Annotated in this window: 16 protein-coding genes; 3 read left to right on the forward strand and 13 right to left on the reverse strand. The window is 48.3% G+C overall.

Features of this window, described 5'->3' with window-relative positions:
* Positions 1-188: 188 nt before the first annotated feature.
* The 5 genes from rplS to ffh form a co-directional block, all read right to left on the reverse strand.
* Positions 189-542, reverse strand: a complete 354-nt coding sequence (rplS, locus tag LRP50_RS01525) for a 50S ribosomal protein L19 (protein ID WP_274162758.1) — start codon at positions 540-542, stop codon at positions 189-191.
* Between the two features lie 36 nt (positions 543-578).
* Positions 579-1,325, reverse strand: a complete 747-nt coding sequence (gene trmD, locus LRP50_RS01530; protein ID WP_028024624.1) for a tRNA (guanosine(37)-N1)-methyltransferase TrmD — start codon at positions 1,323-1,325, stop codon at positions 579-581.
* A 37-nt stretch (positions 1,326-1,362) separates the two neighbouring features.
* Positions 1,363-1,890, reverse strand: coding sequence for a ribosome maturation factor RimM (gene rimM, locus LRP50_RS01535; RefSeq protein ID WP_274163002.1), 528 nt, complete (start codon positions 1,888-1,890; stop codon positions 1,363-1,365).
* 28 nt (positions 1,891-1,918) lie between these two features.
* On the reverse strand, positions 1,919-2,167 hold the full coding sequence (gene rpsP, locus LRP50_RS01540; RefSeq protein WP_017008575.1) for a 30S ribosomal protein S16: 249 nt from the start codon (positions 2,165-2,167) through the stop codon (positions 1,919-1,921).
* 226 nt (positions 2,168-2,393) lie between these two features.
* Positions 2,394-3,770 carry a signal recognition particle protein gene (gene ffh / locus LRP50_RS01545; RefSeq protein ID WP_274162759.1) on the reverse strand — a complete coding sequence of 459 codons (1,377 nt, stop codon included), beginning with the start codon at positions 3,768-3,770 and terminating at the stop codon, positions 2,394-2,396.
* A 270-nt stretch (positions 3,771-4,040) separates the two neighbouring features.
* On the opposite strand from ffh, the gene LRP50_RS01550 reads away from it, so the two are divergent.
* Both LRP50_RS01550 and LRP50_RS01555 read left to right on the forward strand, forming a co-directional pair.
* Positions 4,041-4,838 (forward strand): cytochrome C assembly family protein, encoded by a 798-nt coding sequence (locus LRP50_RS01550; RefSeq protein ID WP_274162760.1) that lies wholly within the window; start codon positions 4,041-4,043, stop codon positions 4,836-4,838.
* 90 nt (positions 4,839-4,928) lie between these two features.
* On the forward strand, positions 4,929-6,203 hold the full coding sequence (locus LRP50_RS01555; RefSeq protein WP_274162761.1) for an HlyC/CorC family transporter: 1,275 nt from the start codon (positions 4,929-4,931) through the stop codon (positions 6,201-6,203).
* Positions 6,204-6,346: 143 nt separating this feature from the next.
* Here the strand turns inward: LRP50_RS01555 and LRP50_RS01560 are convergent, their stop codons facing one another.
* From LRP50_RS01560 to LRP50_RS01580, 5 genes are all read right to left on the reverse strand, one after another.
* Positions 6,347-7,450, reverse strand: a complete 1,104-nt coding sequence (locus LRP50_RS01560) for an ABC transporter ATP-binding protein (protein ID WP_274162762.1) — start codon at positions 7,448-7,450, stop codon at positions 6,347-6,349.
* 4 nt (positions 7,451-7,454) lie between these two features.
* Positions 7,455-8,336, reverse strand: coding sequence for a carbohydrate ABC transporter permease (locus LRP50_RS01565; RefSeq protein ID WP_028024617.1), 882 nt, complete (start codon positions 8,334-8,336; stop codon positions 7,455-7,457).
* Positions 8,329-9,228, reverse strand: a complete 900-nt coding sequence (locus tag LRP50_RS01570; protein ID WP_274162763.1) for a carbohydrate ABC transporter permease — start codon at positions 9,226-9,228, stop codon at positions 8,329-8,331. Before LRP50_RS01570 ends, LRP50_RS01565 begins: the two co-directional genes overlap by 8 nt.
* Positions 9,229-9,318: 90 nt before the next feature.
* Entirely contained in the window at positions 9,319-10,566 is a 1,248-nt protein-coding gene (locus LRP50_RS01575; RefSeq protein WP_274162764.1) for an ABC transporter substrate-binding protein, read from the reverse strand.
* A gap of 137 nt (positions 10,567-10,703) precedes the next feature.
* Complete coding sequence (locus LRP50_RS01580) at positions 10,704-11,717, reverse strand: LacI family DNA-binding transcriptional regulator (RefSeq protein WP_420791173.1); 1,014 nt, start codon at positions 11,715-11,717, stop codon at positions 10,704-10,706.
* Between the two features lie 292 nt (positions 11,718-12,009).
* On the opposite strand from LRP50_RS01580, the gene LRP50_RS01585 reads away from it, so the two are divergent.
* Entirely contained in the window at positions 12,010-13,245 is a 1,236-nt protein-coding gene (locus LRP50_RS01585; protein WP_274162766.1) for a YbiU family protein, read from the forward strand.
* A gap of 160 nt (positions 13,246-13,405) precedes the next feature.
* Here LRP50_RS01585 and LRP50_RS01590 read toward each other — a convergent pair whose 3' ends face one another.
* The 3 genes from LRP50_RS01590 to LRP50_RS01600 form a co-directional block, all read right to left on the reverse strand.
* Complete coding sequence (locus tag LRP50_RS01590; RefSeq protein ID WP_274162767.1) at positions 13,406-14,014, reverse strand: transglycosylase SLT domain-containing protein; 609 nt, start codon at positions 14,012-14,014, stop codon at positions 13,406-13,408.
* A gap of 102 nt (positions 14,015-14,116) precedes the next feature.
* Complete coding sequence (gene gshA, locus LRP50_RS01595; protein ID WP_274163003.1) at positions 14,117-15,670, reverse strand: glutamate--cysteine ligase; 1,554 nt, start codon at positions 15,668-15,670, stop codon at positions 14,117-14,119.
* Positions 15,671-15,802: 132 nt separating this feature from the next.
* On the reverse strand, positions 15,803-18,655 hold the full coding sequence (locus LRP50_RS01600; RefSeq protein WP_274162768.1) for a M16 family metallopeptidase: 2,853 nt from the start codon (positions 18,653-18,655) through the stop codon (positions 15,803-15,805).
* Positions 18,656-18,660 lie beyond the last annotated feature (5 nt).

Below are 18,660 nucleotides of genomic sequence, written 5' to 3' on the forward strand. Positions count from 1 at the left end.
CTCCATTGCGATGGAGCATTATACCCCAACATCAAGATGCAGGATTCATCATCGTTCATTGAGTTCAATGTACGGGAAAATCACGGGAAACGTTGAACAGCGTTAGTTGGCAGAGCAGAAAAAAGAAAAGCCCGCCAAATGGCGGGCTTTTCGCTATCCCTTTAAAGGGATCATAAACGCCGGAGCGATTATTTCTTAGCCAGACGCTCTTTGATACGAGCTGCCTTACCAGAACGCTCACGCAGGTAGTACAGTTTGGCACGACGTACTGCACCGCGACGTTTAACAGTAATGCTGTCAACAACTGGTGAGTGAGTTTGGAATACACGCTCAACGCCTTCGCCGTTAGAAATCTTACGAACGGTGAAAGCAGAATGCAGACCACGGTTACGCTTAGCGATTACAACACCTTCATAGGCCTGTAGACGCTCACGAGTACCTTCTTTTACTTTAACCTGTACAACAACAGTGTCACCAACGTTGAAGGCAGGGATGTCTTGCTTAAGTTGCTCTTCTTCGAGCGCTTTGATGATGTTACTCATTTTCTATACCCTAGAATAAACTGATACTAAGTATGTTTAGGAACTTAAACTGTGTTCTTTAATGAACGCAGCAAGTAGTAATTCCTGTTCGTCAGTCAGAGCTAGGTTTTCCAGGAGCTCTGGTCTTCTGAGCCAGGTTCGGCCTAGCGATTGTTTCAATCGCCAGCGGCGAATGTCCTCGTGGTTACCGGATTTCAGTACCGCAGGTACGTCTAATCCATCTAACACTTCAGGACGCGTATAGTGAGGGCAATCAAGCAAGCCATTTGCGAAAGAGTCTTCTTCCGCTGACGCAAAGTCTCCCAGCACACCCGGAACAAACCGAGCGACTGCGTCAACCAACGTCATGGCTGGCAGTTCACCACCACTGAGCACAAAATCACCGACAGACCATTCTTCATCGACTTCGGTTTGTATAATGCGCTCATCTACCCCTTCGTAGCGTCCACAGATAAGAATCAAGTTCTCGTTCTGCGCCAGCTCCTCAACACCCGCTTGGTCAAGCTTTCGGCCTTGAGGTGACAGGTAAATTACTTTCGCCTTGCCTTTGGCAGTATGTTTGGCAGCGTCAATGGCATCGCGCAAAGGCTGTACCATCATCAACATGCCTGGGCCACCACCGTAAGGTCGATCATCAACCGTTCGGTGTTTATCGTGAGTAAAATCGCGGGGATTCCACGTTTCTACTTCGAGTAGGCCTTTCTTTACCGCCTGGCCAGTTACCCCAAAATCGGTAACAGCACGGAACATTTCAGGAAAAAGGCTGATAATACCAACCCACATTTTTCCGCTCCTATTGCTTAATTGTTACCCGGGGATTTTAAAATCCAGGATCCCAGTCAACTTCGATCCGTTGAGCAGAGCGATCAATCGACTTGATGACTTGCCCATCGAGGAACGGCACTAGGCGTTCCTTCTGTCCAAAAGCATCTTTCAAGTTTGCAGCTACGACTAACACATCGTTAGAGCCTGTCTCAAGGATGTCCGTGACCTTACCTAGGTTGTAACCTTTGGTAGTGAACACTTCCATACCGTAGAGCTCGCGCCAGTAGAATTCTTCATCTGACAGCGCAGGCAATGCCTCTGGGTTAACCGCAATCTCAGCATTCGTCATGACCTGGGCGTCTTCACGCTGATCCAGACCTTTCAGTTTGCCTACAAAACCTTGACCATGGCGTTTCCAGTCTTCAAGACCGAATTCCTGCCACTCGCCACGCACCTTAATAAACCAAGGTGTGTAGTCGAAAATACTTTCAGCATTTTCAGTGTAAGAAAAAACTTTGAGCCAGCCACGGATGCCATAAGAAGCACCTAGCTTGCCTACTACAACCTTTTCTTGCTCACTCATTTCTTCTTTTAACCCTGACACTGATAAATTACGCAGCTTTCGCAGCGTCTTTGATCAGTCGTGCTACGCGGTCAGAAACAGCTGCACCTTCGCCAACCCAATGGTTAACACGGTCCAGGTCTAGACGCAGCTTCTCTTCTTGACCTTGAGCGATCGGGTTGAAGAAACCTACTTTCTCGATGAAGCGACCGTCGCGAGCTTGGCGGCTGTCGGCAACAACGATTTGATAGAATGGACGCTTTTTAGCGCCGTGACGTGCCAAACGAATGGTTACCATATCGTCCTCTTTGCATTACTGAATTAAATTGGCCCCGCTTAAATAACGGGGCCTCGTGCCAAAATAAAGCTCCGGAATTTTACGCTTTCTGTGATCGAATGCAACTGCTTTAGCTAAAAAAGCATCAGTGCAAATAAACAATCAAAGACTTAGCAAATCCGGTTGCTTTACTTAATTTTAGGTCCGATACCCTTGGGTAACGTCCTAGAATAGGTTTAGTGATTGATTAACGCGGAAACATTCCTCCGCCGCCGCCCATACCACCCATCATGCCTTTCATATTACGCATCATGTTTTTCATGCCACCCTTTTGCATTTTTTTCATCATTTTCTGCATTTGGGTGAATTGCTTCAATAGACGGTTAACGTCTTGGACCTGAGTGCCAGAGCCTGCAGCAATACGTTTTTTACGTGAACCTTTGATCAAATCAGGGCGCGCACGCTCTTTAACTGTCATGGAATTGATAATGGCTTCCATTTGGACAAACATTTTGTCGTCCACTTGGTTTTTAACGTCATCAGGCAGGTTAGACATGCCCGGAAGCTTGTCCATCATTCCCATCATGCCGCCCATGTTTTTCATCTGCTGCAACTGGTCGCGGAAATCTTGCAGATCAAAGCCTTTCTTCTCTTTGAACTTTTTAGCAAGCTGTTCAGCTTTATCAGTATCCACATTGCGTTGCAGGTCCTCGATAAGTGACAACACGTCACCCATACCAAGAATACGGCTAGCAATACGGTCAGGATGGAAAGGTTCTAGTGCGTCAGTTTTTTCACCGACACCCAAGAACTTAATCGGTTTACCGGTAATGTGACGAACAGACAACGCCGCACCACCTCGTGCATCACCGTCGACTTTCGTCAGGATCACACCGGTCAGTGGCAACGCATCGTTGAAGGCTTTCGCCGTGTTCGCTGCATCTTGACCTGTCATGGCATCAACCACAAACAGTGTCTCAACGGGGTTAATTGCAGCGTGGACGTCTTTAATCTCGTCCATCATCTCTTCGTCAACGTGCAGGCGACCTGCAGTATCGACGACAACCACATCGTAGAACTTCAGTTTACCATGCGCCAATGCAGCTTTCGCAATGTCGATTGGGCTTTGATCTGTCGAAGACGGGAAGAAATCAATGCCTACTTCAGAGGCAAGCGTTTCCAACTGCTTGATCGCCGCAGGGCGATATACGTCAGCAGACACCACCAAGACTTTCTTCTTGTGGCGTTCTTTTAGCATTTTACCAAGTTTGCCGACGCTGGTCGTTTTACCCGCACCCTGCAAGCCCGCCATCAGCACAACCGCAGGAGGCTGAGATGCCAAATCTAACTCAGCATTAGATTCACCCATCACAGCTTCAAGTTCGGATTGAACAATCTTGATGAATTCCTGCCCCGGCGTCAGGCTTTTGGATACTTCAAGACCAACCGCGCTTTCTTTCACTTTTTTGACGAAATCACGCACAACAGGAAGCGCTACGTCGGCTTCCAAGAGCGCCATACGTACTTCGCGCAGCGTTTCTTTAATATTGTCTTCAGTCAGTCGACCACGACCACTAATATTCTTCAGCGTTCGGGATAGACGATCCGTTAAGTTCTCAAACATGTCCTACTCGCTCTCTACGCGACGGCACCACAGGGCTGATAGTTATCAGGTGGCGATCAACACAAAATTGCTGGGATTATAACTCATTATAAGCTTGGCTTACATGATGGCATTGACGATAGTTTTAAAGGGAGTGCTTATACTTTTTACACAGTTTGCAATCTGATAGACACACTGTGCTTAAAAGATCGTCAGCCTTGCATGGCGACTCGAAGCCGTGCAGGGTATACTGAAACCTTTCTTTTTTGACGCGATGTTGTTGAAAGACACATGGATATTTATATAGCACTCCTCGCTGCGCTGCTTTACTTCGCAGCACTAATGCAGATCATACCCGGGCTTTCTGGGCCTCAGCAGATCCCTGCGAAACGGGTTTTTCTTAGCGCGTGCAGTGCGCTGGCTCTCCATGCCTATTTGCTATCAGATCTCATTATTATGGATGGGGGCCAAAACCTCAGCATCTTAAATGTCGCGTCTTTGATCAGCTTTATTATCTCAGCCATCACCACTGGACTCTTGTTCAAAATGCGTGTTTGGGTATTACTGCCGGTCGTTTACAGCTTCTCTGCGATAAATCTTATGACTGCGACCTTATTGCCAGGCGCTGTGATATCGCACCTCGAGGCGAATCCTCAAGTCCTACTACACATCTCTCTGGCGCTTTTCTCTTATTCAACACTGATGATAGCCACGTTATATGCCATACAGTTAGCATGGCTTGACCATCAATTGAAGAATAAGAAAAAACTGATCATGAACCCTAATCTTCCACCTCTCATGGCGGTCGAGCGGCAATTGTTCAATATCATTTTAATTGGTGAAATTTTGCTGACGTTAACCTTAATTACAGGGTTTGCGTTCGTACAAGACATGATTGCACAAGGAAAGGCACATAAAGCCATATTGTCAGCCTTAGCATGGTGTGTATATGGTGCGCTGTTGTGGGGACATTATCGTTCAGGCTGGCGCGGAAGACGCGTTATTTGGATAAGCGTCGTTGGCGCATTCTTGTTAACGTTGGCCTATTTTGGCAGCCGTTTTGTCAGAGAAGTCATTATCGCTTCGTGACTGCACGGTTGAAATTAGCCATTGCGTTTGACAGCGACTCCTATTCTTGTCCTTAATTAGGATTGGCTCAAAAAAGAAGGAACTTGCAATTTGGACGACATATCGACGGGAACATTAGCTTCCCTATTGGTATTGCTCATCGTCGTTTCAGCTTATTTCTCCGGTTCGGAAACCGGAATGATGGCGTTAAACCGTTACCGACTTCGACACCTTTCCAATCAAGGGCATAAGGGCGCCAAGCGTGTAGAAGAGCTTCTATCACGTCCAGACCGACTGATCGGGCTCATCCTTATCGGCAATAATTTGGTCAATATATTGGCCTCTGCAATCGCGACGATACTTGGCATGCGCTTGTATGGCGATCTCGGTGTCGCCATTGCAACGGGTGGTTTGACCCTTGTTATTCTTGTCTTCGCGGAGGTCACGCCAAAAACCCTCGCGGCGCTATACCCTGAACGTGTTTCCTACACCAGCAGCATCTTATTAAGGTTGTTGATGAAAGTGCTGTATCCGCTGGTATGGCTGATTAATGGCATCACCAATGGATTCCTTCGTTTACTGGGCTTAACCACCAGCCACGACGGTAAAGACCATTTAAGCTCTGAAGAGTTGCGCACTGTCGTTAACGAAGCCGGTGGATTGATCCCACGTCGTCACCAAAACATGCTCATTTCTATCCTTGAACTAGAGGAGATCACGGTCAATGACATCATGGTGCCACGCAATGAAATAACCGGCATCAATGTTAATGACGACTGGAAAGCCATCATGCGTCAGCTGACTCATGCGCCACATGGCCGCATGGTGCTCTATCGCGACAATATTGATGAGGTCGTTGGTATGTTGCGCGTGCGTGAAGCTTATCGAATGATGGTGGAAAATGAGTTCAATAAAGAGAACTTGCTGCGTGCCGCTGATGAAGTGTATTACATTCCTGAAAGCACTCCACTCAACGTTCAAATGCTCAAATTCCAGCGCAACAAACAACGTATAGGGATGATTGTCGACGAGTATGGCGACATTATCGGACTTGTCACACTGGAAGATATCCTCGAAGAAATCATTGGTGAGTTCACCACCTCATTGTCGCCAAGCCTTGCTGAAGAAATCACAGCACTGCCCGATGGTAGCTACATGATTGATGGAACAGCTAATATCCGTGATTTGAACAAGAGTTTGAGTTGGGAGTTACCGACCGATGGGCCGCGCACACTGAACGGCTTGATACTCGAGCATCTAGAAGATATCCCAACGAGCCAAATCAGTATCGAGGTCGAAGGTCACCACATGGAAATCGTCGAGGTTGGCGAGAACATGATCAAACAAGTCAAAATACTTCCCGTTCCGAAGAACGCCGCGACTTAGCTTAACGCCAATGCCTTTGAGTATGAAAGCCAGCAAATTGCTGGCTTTTTTATGCTCGTCATCTTGTCATCTTGTCATCACGAAGGCTGTTTTAGAAACTGAAAAGCGCTCATTACTGAGCGCTTCTTTGTTACTAGATTCGGTTATCGAATACGGCTACCCGAACCACTATCAAACAACACCAGCTTTTCAGGATTAAAACGAAAGTGCGCCATGTCGCCCGCCTTCAAACTGATGTTTGCTGGCATGCGCGCCACCACTTCTGTTCCGCCAAGAGAAGTAATCACGTATGTGTCTGCACCCGTTGGTTCGGTGACATCCACCTTGCAATGCAAGGTCGAAGGCGTGCTGCCTTCGCTCTCAGTAATGTCTTCAGGCCTAACGCCCATTTGCACCGTTTTCCCCACATATGCGCTTAGCTCTCCAAACCCACAACTAATGGTGACGGATTGTGGCTCTCCATCAAAACCTGCCAATTGCAGTTGGGTTTCTGATGTATCAGCGCGTTCAACCAACACTTCCACCAAGTTCATGGAAGGACTTCCCATAAAAGTCGCGACAAAGGTATTAGCCGGATCGTCATACACCTCGGCTGGAGAACCCAGTTGTTGCAGTTCGCCATCTTTCATCACCGCTATTTTTGTCGCCAGTGTCATGGCTTCAATTTGGTCATGGGTGACATAGACAATGGTTGCGTTTAAACGCTGATGAAGGCGTTTGATCTCCGTGCGCATATCAACCCGAAGTTTGGCGTCCAAATTCGACAACGGTTCATCAAACAAGAAGATTTTTGGGTCGCGCACAAGCGCGCGTCCCATTGCCACCCGCTGACGTTGACCGCCAGAAAGCTGCCCAGGTTTACGCTTCAGCAAATGCTCGATTTGAAGCATCGCTGACACCTCACCGATTTTCTTTTCCCTTTCCGGCTTTGGCACATGGCGCATTTCAAGGCCAAAAGAGATGTTCTGCCCCACCGTCATGTTTGGGTAAAGCGCATAAGACTGGAACACCATGGCGATATCACGTTCTGCGGGGTGCAGTTCGTTAATAACACTATCACCAATGCTGACCTCACCATCGCTGATGCTGTCTAACCCAGCAATCATATTCAGCAAGGTCGATTTACCACACCCTGATGGCCCCACCAACACCAGAAAATCACCGTCTTCAATGCCGATGTTTATGCCCTTCAATACTTCAACGTGACCGAAGCGTTTTTTTACGTTACTAAGCGTTAGAGATGCCATTACCTTATCCTTTTACTGATCCCGCCATCAGGCCACGAACGAAATAACGTCCCGCTAAGATGTACACCAACAAGGTGGGGAGCGCGGCAATCATGGCGCCTGCCATGTGCACGTTGTATTCCTTTACACCAGTAGATGAGTTCACCAAGTTATTCAGTGCCACAGTGATTGGCGCGGTATCTCCCGACGCAAATGACGCACCAAATAAGAAATCATTCCAAATATTGGTGAACTGCCAAATGATGGTCACCACAATGATCGGCCCAGAACTTGGCAATAAAATGCGGAAAAACATACGGAAGAACCCTGCACCATCAATCATGGCAGCGCGAATTAATTCACTCGGGAAGGCTTCGTAGTAATTGCGGAAGAACAAGGTGGTAAACCCTAAGCCATAAATCGCATGCACCAACACCAACCCTGCCGTGGTATTTGCTAACCCCAGCGTACCGAGCACCTGACTCATCGGCACCAGTACCACTTGGAACGGAATAAAACAGCCAAACAGCATCAAACCAAACACCCAGCGGTGTCCTCGAAACCGCCATTTCGTCAGCACATAACCGTTTAGCGCCCCAAGGGTGGTTGATAACAACACGCCCGGCACAGTGATCATGATGGAGTTTGTAAAATACCCGCTGATGCCTTCACACGTCAGGCCAATACAGGCCGTTCCCCATGCGGAAATCCAAGGCTCGACCGTCCAGACTTGAGGCAAGGCCAGCATGTTCCCTTGGCGAATCTCATCGAGTTCTTTAAATGACGTCACCAACATGACGAACAACGGTAGCAAGTACATGCAGGCAAACACGATCAACGTGGTGTAAATCAGGATTCGCCAGAAGCGTGCCCCTTGAAAGGGAGAAGAGGTTTCACTGCTACTCATGCTTCTTCTCCTTCAACTCGCTATACAGATACGGAATGATGATGGCTGCAATGGTCATCAACATGATGATCGCACTCGCCGAGCCCACCGCCATTTGGTTTCTCGAAAAGGTGTACGAATACATAAAGGTCGCGGGCATTGCTGTGGCATTCCCAGGGCCACCACCCGTCAACGCGATGACCAAGTCATAACTTTTGATGGCCATGTGCGCGAGCACGATAAAGGCACTAAGGAAGACAGGACGAAGCTGCGGAATAATGATGCGGCGATACATCTGAAACGATGACGCGCCATCAAGCTGGGCCGCTTTTAACATTTCACTGTCGATGCCACGCAAACCCGCAAGGAACATCGCCATGACAAAGCCCGACGTTTGCCAGACACCCGCAATCACAATGGTGTAAATCGCCATGTCGGGGTTGATCAACCAATCAAAGCTGAAACTCTCCCAGCCCAATTCATGCATGGTTTTCTCAAGCCCTAAACCGGGATTTAAAAACCACTTCCATGCTGTCCCTGTCACGATGAAGCTCAATGCCATTGGATACAGGAAGATGGGGCGTAAGCCGCCTTCAATGCGGATTTTCTGATCGAGCAATATCGCCAGAAGCAAACCAAGGGCACAGCATATGACGATATAAAGAATGCCGAAGATGGCGAGATTCTCGAGCGCCACTTGCCAATTCAGGCTGTTCCACAATTTTTCGTAAGGACGCACACCATCAAGGTTGTAGTTAGGCAGCATTCGAGAGCGGCTAAACGAGATGTACGTTGTCCATGCAATAAAACCATAAACAAAAAACAAGATCAGCACGAAAGATGGCGCAATGACGATTTTGGGTAACAGTTGCTGCCAAAAATGGCGAGAGCTGTATTTTCCTTTAGAAGACATAAATCGATCCTTGAGGTAACGCAGCACTGGCACAAAAAGCGCGGTTCTAGGATCTAGAACCGCCTTTTACCAGTGTCACTCTCACTATCCCTAGATTGCGTCTTGAACCGCAGAGACCAGTGCTTTCGTTGCTTGCTGCGAATCCATGCCGCCGTTGAAGTGATTGGTCACCACATCATAAACCGCATTTTTCACCGCCGCTGGCGCAGCATGACCATGTGCCATACTGCCCACCAAGGTGTCGTTTTTGTTTGCTTCAGCCAGATCTGCCATGCCTTTTTGGCCACACGCATCAAAGTCTGCATTTGAAACATCGGTACGCGCTGGTACAGAGCCTTTCACCACGTTAAATGCAGATTGGAAAGCTGGCGCCATGATGGCTTTCGCCATTTCATCCTGCGCTTTCGACTCACCCACATCAAACATTACGAACTGATCCGAGTTAAACGTCACCATGCCTTGAGTGCCCGGCATACGGAAGCACAAGAAATCTTCATTGGGTTTCAGGCCTGCTTTGAGGAATTCCCCTTTCGCCCAGTCACCCATGATTTGCATGCCGGCTTTATTTTCAATCACCATCGCCGATGCCAAGTTCCAATCACGGCCTGGGAAGTTTTTGTCCACATAGCCGCGAAGCTGCGTCATACGGTCAAAAACTTTCAACATGGTGTCAGAGCTCAGCGCTTCTGGGTCTAAATCAACCATGGCTTTACGGTAGAAATCGATGCCGCCCGTGGTGAGCACAACACCATCAAAAATGGTCGCGTCTTGCCACGCTTGACCGCCGTGGGCCAGTGGGATGTAACCCGCCGCTTTCAACTTATCGAGGGCTGAGATCAGTTCGTCCCAGTTTTCAGGCTGCTTTGCACCGACTTCATCAAGGAGTTTCTTATTCGCCCAAATCCAGTTGGTAGAGTGAACGTTAACCGGAGCAGACACCCATTTGCCGTCATACTTGGCAAAGCGTTGAAGTGCCGTGGGTACAACTTCATTCCAACCTTCTGCTTCCGCGACGCTGTTAAGGTTTGCTACTACTTCTTCAGCAGCCCAGTCTTGAATATCAAAACCTAGCATTTGGACAGCCGTAGGCGGATTGCCCGACGTCACACGTGCGCGCAAAACAGTCATAGCGTTACCACCACCACCACCCGCCACAGGCATGTCTTGCCAGCCAACACCTTTGGTACCCAGATCGTCTTTCAAAACGTTCAGTGCTGCAGCTTCACCACCCGATGTCCACCAGTGTAGAACCTCAACGTCTTCTGCTTGCACCGCCGCTGCGGATAACAGCAAAGTACCTGCGAGTGGCAGGGTTTGAATCATGTTGCGTTTTCTCATGATAGTAGTCCCATTTGTGTCATTGACCTGCGTAACTGCAGACTTACATTGATACCCAAGCAGCCTGAAGATGCCGGACTCAGCGAGCTTTGCTGAAATTGAGCATTTTCAAGTTAATTGGATATATGCTGGGAAAACTAGGCCAGTCCTCTCGCCTTTTTCCCCACTGAACAACATGACGATCGCACCACCAGCTCCACGCCCACAAGGGCACTCTCCGGTACTGTTAAGTTCTCTCGCCACTGCTGTAATCTTTCACATGCCATTTGCCCAATATCTTCTGCGCTAACACGAACCGTGGTTAGCGCCGGTGACATCAATCGACTGTCTTCCAAATCATCGAACCCCACCACAGCAATATCTTTGCCTGGGGTCAGCCCTCGCTCGCTCAATGCCGTGTAAGCGCCATAGGCCACCACATCGGTAAAACAGACAATCGCAGTAATTTCTGGCGCCCGATCTAACACACGATTCAAGGCAATTTTCCCGCCCTGACGCTTGGTCGAACTCGGCTCAATGTCACTAGGCTTAACCACCAATCCCGCTTCATTCATTGCCTGCAAGAAGCCTTCTTTTCGCTCTTGGTAATCAGAGATAGACGCAATCCCACCAATAAATGCGATACGTTCATGCCCCAGCCCAATCAAGTAGCGGGTAGACAAATACATACCCAAACGATTGTCCGGCATGACCGTTGGTACAAGCGCACCTTCCACGTCGCGCATCAAGCACACGACGGGGTGCTGAGAGTTGGCCAACTCAGTCAGCCAATTCGCATCTGTATCGGGGGCGGGAGTAATGAAATATCCCGCGACATTGTGCTCTTTCAAAGAAGCCACCATGTCGGTTTGCCTCGTCACGCTCTCATTAATATTGACGACAATCGGCATAAAACCCAGACGTTCAAGCTGCCCCTCAAGGGCAATGATGACCTGCGCCAAATAGGGATTGGCTAAGTCATTGGCAACAATCGCCACTAAATTTGATTCTCTACTTCTCAACCCCGCTGCATCACGGTTATAGATATACCCCAACTCACGAATCGCTTGATTCACTTTTTCAATCGTCTCGGCTTTCACACCTGCATTCCCGCGCAGCACCAAAGACACCGTGGATTTAGAGACGCCTGCCACTTTCGCTACGTCAATCACTGTGGCTTTTCGTCCACTGGAACGTCGTGTTTTTTTGCTCTCAGCCACAGATACATTGCCTCCGAATCGTCCGGCATTCAGCGATGAAAAAAGTTATCTTTCAATTACAAGAACATGCGACGAGCAACATCAAACGTTCAAAAAATAAACTGGAACGTTCCAATAAAGGTAGTATATTTGTGTGGATATGTTGCAAAAACGTTAACGAAAACACCAAAAACAAGCGCTAAGTCACGCAGTGAAATGAGTGTGTGTTAAGCGTTCATGGATGTAAGACAGAAAAGGAGGGCGTATGGCTCTTTCTACTGAGGATCTCCCCCAGCAAGTCCGTGATTTCAAGCGCACAATGAAGGCGAAATGTCCTGATTACAAACGTCGATTCGAGGAAGTGTCACGCGCGATGGAAGCCGAAATCGCACGGATAAAAAAAGAAGAAGCTACAGGGTCAGCCATACCGCAGTTTGAATTTTCAAGTATTGCTGAACATGGCTTCAACGAAGAACAACGCCATCGCTTGCATCAAGCTGGGTGCGGTATTATCCGCAACACCCTTCCAGAACAAGAAGTCGCTGCGCACAATGATGCACTTTCTCGCTACATTATTGAAAATGGCTACTACGAGCACACTCCCACCGTGGAGGACAATTATTTCAGTCAGTTGAAATCCGATAAGCCACAGATCTTTGGTATCTACTGGTCTCCCGCACAAATATGGGCTCGCCAACATCACAACATGGCCGTTACGCGCCGTCATTTAAATCGGTTATGGACTTGGCAAAACAATGGAAAGACCTTTTTCAATCCTGATCAGGAAGCCAGCTACGCCGATCGCGTAAGACGACGAGAGCCTGGTGATGCAACCTTGGGCCTATCTCCGCACGTTGATTCCGGTTCAATAGAGCGCTGGATAGAACCCCACTATAGAGAGGTTTACTACAATATTTTTCAGGGTGACTGGCAGCAATACAATGCTTTTGATGGCGCAAATCGTGTGGATGTCGAAGAGTTTCCTTCTCCTGCTGTGTGTAGTGTTTTTCGCACGTTCCAAGGCTGGGTTGCACTAACGCCGCAAGGCAAGGGAGATGGGACTTTGCAGGTAGTCCCATCGACGCTCGCCATCCCGTATATGTTGCTACGCGCCTTACAAGATGATGTCCCTGAAGATGAGTTATGTGGTGCTGCACCCGGCAGAGCGCTCACGGTATCAAAAGAATGGCACCCATTGTTGTTTGAAGGCTTAGTGTCCGTTTCACAAGTCCACGCTGGAGATACAATGTGGTGGCATCCTGACACTATTCATGCCGTCGAAGATAAGCACAATGGCACTGGCTACAGCAATGTATTGTTTATTGGTGCAGCGCCAGATTGCGAGAAAAACCGGCGGTTTCTAGACAAACAACGCCCCGCTTTCCTTAAGGGAGAAAGCTGCCCAGATTTCGCACCGGAGCACCACGAGCGCACCTATCAAGGACGTGCAACAGAATTGGACCTGACTGATTTAGGACGACGCCAAATGGGCTTCGACTGACCTTTTGGGGCTTAACGCGCTGTATCAAACGCAAAGGGCGAGAGTTGATTCAAGGTTCAAGGTTCAAGGTTCAAGGTTCAAGGTTCAAGGTTCAAGGTTCAAGCACCATAAATAAAGAAAGCGCCATGAAAGGCGCTTTCTTTATGCTCATAATCGCGGGCTAAAATGGCCACCAGCTGCGATTGGATTCCAATTCAGAACGGCAACTTTGTAATTGTCCGCCATAGGTTTTTGCTTGTCTTTCGACTTTACGAGCCACTTGCATCACCTTAGGTTTGGCTTTGTAGGAGCCACGCTTAAAGCCGCCGCGTCCTTCGTGATACGCCAAATATTGGTTATAAGCATCCCATTTAGAGATCCCTAGTTGGCGCTGCGTTTCACTGGTGTACCAACCAATGAATTGCATGGCATCACCAAAGTCCGTTCGCGATCCGCCATTGTCTGTTGCTTTTTGATAGTCAGACCACGCGGGATCTTGCGCTTGAGCATAACCATAGGCACTGCTGACACGCCCCCATGGGATCACCCAAAGCACATAATCTCTTGGTGGCAAGGCATCATGAATATATGAGCTTTCTTGCTTCACAAACGCCATGGCGATATGAATGGGCGTTCCCCAATCATCTTCCATTTCAACGGCATCGTCATACCAGCCATCGTATTGACGGAAGATACTGCAAATATTCTCAGGGCTTTTAGGCGGAGGATTGGCACAGCCCGTTAAAACTAATGAAGCGAGAAGTAAAATCCACTTAGGTGAAAAGTACATAATTGTCCTTTAGCGCTCGAACCATCTCAGTAAAATATTAAACATAGGGATAAAAAAATAGGCAGGAGAAAGCCTGCCTATTTCTGGGTAACAGCCGTCACTCTATAGCGATACACTATCACCAAAATATTCAGCCAGATACTGATCAAAGCTAATAGCGTCGCCTTGCTCCACATCTTGCTGTTTTTTCAAACTAACACGGCTCTCTTCAATAAACTGAGATTCAGACACAAGGTGATACTCTCCCTGTGAATACAATTCCGCATTTTGCTTCGCAATCGCAAGGCCAACTTTGCCAATACTTTGCTGTTCAATGACTTCTCGCAACAAACGTGCTGACAAGGTCTTTTCGGGTTCATCGAACCAAGAAACAAGCTCATGACACACTTTTTGGTAGTTATCACCACCGTAAGCTTTGTCCATCACCACAGCAAGTTCGCTCAAGTCAGCGAAGACACGACGCCCCCATTCCGCTTGGGTTAACTGCTCACCTTGGCAACCGATTTGCAACGTTAGCCCTGGCTTACGTCCTTCCAGAACAATTTTGTTCCAGTTATCGCGCCAGCACGGAAGCTCACAGTCTGTCATAGGTTCGGAGTCAGACAAGGCACACCAAGTGACAAACAAGTCCAAGAAGTAAACTTGCGTATCATCAATGCCTGTCGGACTGAACGGATTGACGTCCAGCGAACGAACTTCGATGTACTCAACACCGCCACGCTCAAGCGCTTCAGAGGGCTTTTCACCGCTCTTAGCAACACGTTTTGGACGAATTGGCGCATACAGTTCATTCTCAATTTGAAGCACATTGGCATTCAACTGGTTATAACCCGATGCATCCTTCACACCCATTTTTGCAAAATCTGCAGACGGTGTACGAATCGCGGCACGAACACCTTCAAGGTATTGGTCCAAACCATTGAATCCGATTTTTAGTCCACTTTGTGCGCTGTTGGTGTAACCCAAATCGCTTAATCGCAAAGACGTCGCATAAGGCAGGTAATTGGTACCTTTACCCAGCACGGTGAAATCAAGGTTGGTTTTGGTTTGGTCGATAAATGACCCACATAAGGCCGGCGATGCACCAAACAGGTACGGGATCATCCACCCAAAGCGGTAGTAATTTCGGATCAACCCAAAATAAGCATCTGACACGGATTCCTGACGGGCGTATGGCGCTTGATCGCCAAACATCGACTGCCAAAAACTGTCAGGGAATGAAAAGTTGAAATGCACACCAGATATGACCTGCATAACACTGCCATAGCGATGCTTCAGCCCTTGGCGATATAAGGTCTTCATTTGGCCGACGTTTGACGTGCCATATTGCGCCAAGGTGATGTCGTCTTCATTTTCGACATAACAAGGCATAGAGAGCGGCCATAACGATTCACCATCCATCGCGCGGTAGGTAAAGCGATGGATATCCTGCAACTGCGTCAGCATGTCAGGAACCGAGTAAGTCACTGGGGTAATAAACTCCAGCAGTTGCTCCGCAAAGTCGGTCGTGATCCATTGGTGCGTTAATGCTGAGCCTAACGCTATTGGATGGGCGGCAGATGACAATGTCCCTTCTGGCGTGATACGCAAAGCTTCGCGCTCCACACCTCGTCCAATGCCCTTAAGCGCGTCAGGTTGTTCAGACAGCGCTGCCAACCTTTGAGAAAAACTATTCAAGGCTGTACTCGTTTATATGTTGAAAGCAGTAAGATGGCTAAGGATAATCACTCTCCACGACAAAAGCCATCTCACTGTTTTAGTGTTAGCTTATCTGCCTAAAAATAACGTTCAATTCTCAATCACTAAACGCTTTACAGGCAATCCTAGTGTGGCCAATGGAGACGCTAGCTTGTCGGCATCACCAACAACGATCACCTGATAGTCGTCGGGATCAAACCACTTACTTGCTAACGCGTTTAACGTCTGTTTATCCACTCCATCAATGATCGCTTTCTGTGTCGTCTTATAATCTGACGGCAATTCATGGCGCATGATGTTAGCAATAAGACCGGCCTTATCACTTGGCGTTTCATAGCTCAGGGCATCTTTTTGGCCTACAGCAAGGCGCAAGAATACAAGTTCGTCGTCTGTCATGCCCTGTAATGACATTTCAGCCAGCTCATTTTGCATTTCCATCACTGTTTCCAACGTGCTATCAGCGCGTACTTGCGCTTGAAACACTATACGCCCTTTGTCCTGATCACCCACCACGTAGCCACTTGCTCCGTAAGTGTAGCCTTTGTCTTCACGAAGATTGAGGTTCAAACGCGAGTTAAAGTTACCCGCAAGGTTAAAGTTTGCCAGCTGAGTTTTGAACATCTCACCAGTAGCGTCATAAGGCATTGCATGACGAACCATTTGCACGACGCTTTGTGGAGCTCCAGGTTTATCGACCAACCAAACCTTCGGTTCACTCAGCGGCCTCAACGCCGCTTTGGCAGGTGCGGTGGCTTTCTCCCCCTTCCAATGGCTTAATCCATTGATTTTCGAAAGCAGTGTCTGCTTATCAAGATCGCCAACCGCAATGAGCCTTGTGGTATCCGGCGTGTAATGCTTCGCATAAAACGCTTTCACATCGTCTAACGTCAATTGTCCTAAGGTTTCAAACGTTCCCTCTGATGGAAGAGCGTGCCACGAATCTTGATATAGCACTTCGCGACGAGCCTGACTGGCCTGCCATTGCGGGGTTTGATGGCTAAACTGAATACTTTCCAGTGCTTGCTTTTTCAATCGATCAAAATCGCTTTGCTCAAAACGCGGATTGAACAGCATGTCGCCAGCAATCATCAACGTTTCTTTTAAGTTCTTTGTCAGTGATGACACGCTAACCGTGGTGCTTCGCCCTGAGGCATTAATACTGACACTCGACCCTAAACGATCCAGCTTGGCTGCAATGTCTTCACTGGTTTGATTGAGCGTCCCTTCCGTGATCAAATCTGCGGTGAGTGATGCCAAACCATTCTTCCCTTCTGGCTCCATCAAGGTTCCAGCAGGAATGATCAGGTGCATGGTCACGGTTGGCGTTTCATTGGTTTCCGCGCCCGTGATTGCAATCCCGTTGCCCAGTTCAGAATGGTAAAGCATTGGCACATTCACGGTTACAGCACCAGATGGCGCCGGTACGATGCTGCGATCAAATGTCTCTGGCGTTGTTTGCTGTGCAATCAAAGCAGCGAGATCTTTTTCATTGCTTGGTAAAGATTTTGCTTCTTCACGCTTTGCCGTAAAGTTTTGGGGCTCCGCTTCCAGTGAAAGCTTGCCGGCAGGAACGACAGAAACCGTGACTGAGGGCTGCTGCCATACAAACGTGGTTAATGCCTGCTCAACGTCTTGGGTGGTCACATCACTGAGTTCTGTTAGCCACTTGGACAATCTGTCAGGCTCGCCGTAGAAGGTTTCATTCGATGCCAACTGAGCGACCTTGCCATGAACACTTTGTAAGCCGAAAACCGCGCCCGCTTCTGCGCTGCCTTTGACTTGTTCAAGGTCGTCTTGCTTGATGCCACGCGCTTTCAGCGAATCCAGCACTTTCAATACGTCTTGACGAACTGTGGTGAGATCCTGCCCTTGATTACCCAATACATACAGTTGGAACGTACAGGCTAGCTCGGCACAGTCTTGGTATGCGCTGGCACTCAACACTTTACCCGGCTTAACAAGCTCTTGGTACAGCAAGCTATTGCGACCTTGCCCAAGTACCGAAGCCAACATATCTAACGCCACGGTCGACTCCGCATCGGGATATTGCGTCGGCCAACTCATGACTAACATCGGCTGCTGGATTTTGTCTTCCAGCGTCACAAAGCGATCCCCATCTAGGGTCACTGGCCACTTGTCTGCGGCAACAACATCCGCACCACGAGGAATATCACCAAAGTACTTATTCACCCATGCCAGTGTTTGCTCAACGTCAATGTCTCCACCAATGGTAAGCGTGGCGTTATTCGGCCCATACCAACGTAAAAAGAAGGCTTTGAGGTCATTCACATCAACGCGGTTTAAATCCTCTACATACCCAATCGTCGGCCAACTGTAAGGATGCGTTGGCGGGTAAAGTGCCGCAGCCAATGTTTCGTGAACCAAGCCGTATGGTCGGTTATCGAAATTCTGAGCGCGTTCATTTTTCACCGTATCACGTTGAATCTCAAACTTGCGCTGCGACACCGCTTCAAGCAAAAAGCCCATGCGATCAGATTCAAGCCAAAGCATTTTCTCTAGCTCGTTCGCTGGCACGGTTTCGTAATAGTTAGTTCGGTCGCGATTGGTAGTGCCATTCACACTACCACCAGACTCTGTCACATATTTAAAGTGCTGCTGGTCACCCACATGCTTGGAGCCTTGAAACATCATGTGCTCGAAGAAATGTGCAAATCCAGACTTTCCGGGCTCTTCACGGGCAGAACCCACATGATAAGTCACATCAACATGCACCAAAGGATCCGACGCGTCAGGATGCAATAGAACCGTCAGGCCATTATCGAGCTGATATTTTTGGTAAGGAATGGAAGGTTGTCCTTGGGTTTGGGTTTCGTTTTTTTCAATTAACGTCACGCCCATCGGAAGAACTGGTTCAGGTGATGTCGAATAGACACCGCACCCAGACAGCGCAAGTACGGCTGCCGTAAGGATAAAATAACGCACACACT

The sequence above is a fragment of the Enterovibrio gelatinilyticus genome (assembly GCF_028683095.1).
In the GTDB taxonomy this organism is placed as follows: Bacteria; Pseudomonadota; Gammaproteobacteria; order Enterobacterales; family Vibrionaceae; genus Enterovibrio; species Enterovibrio gelatinilyticus.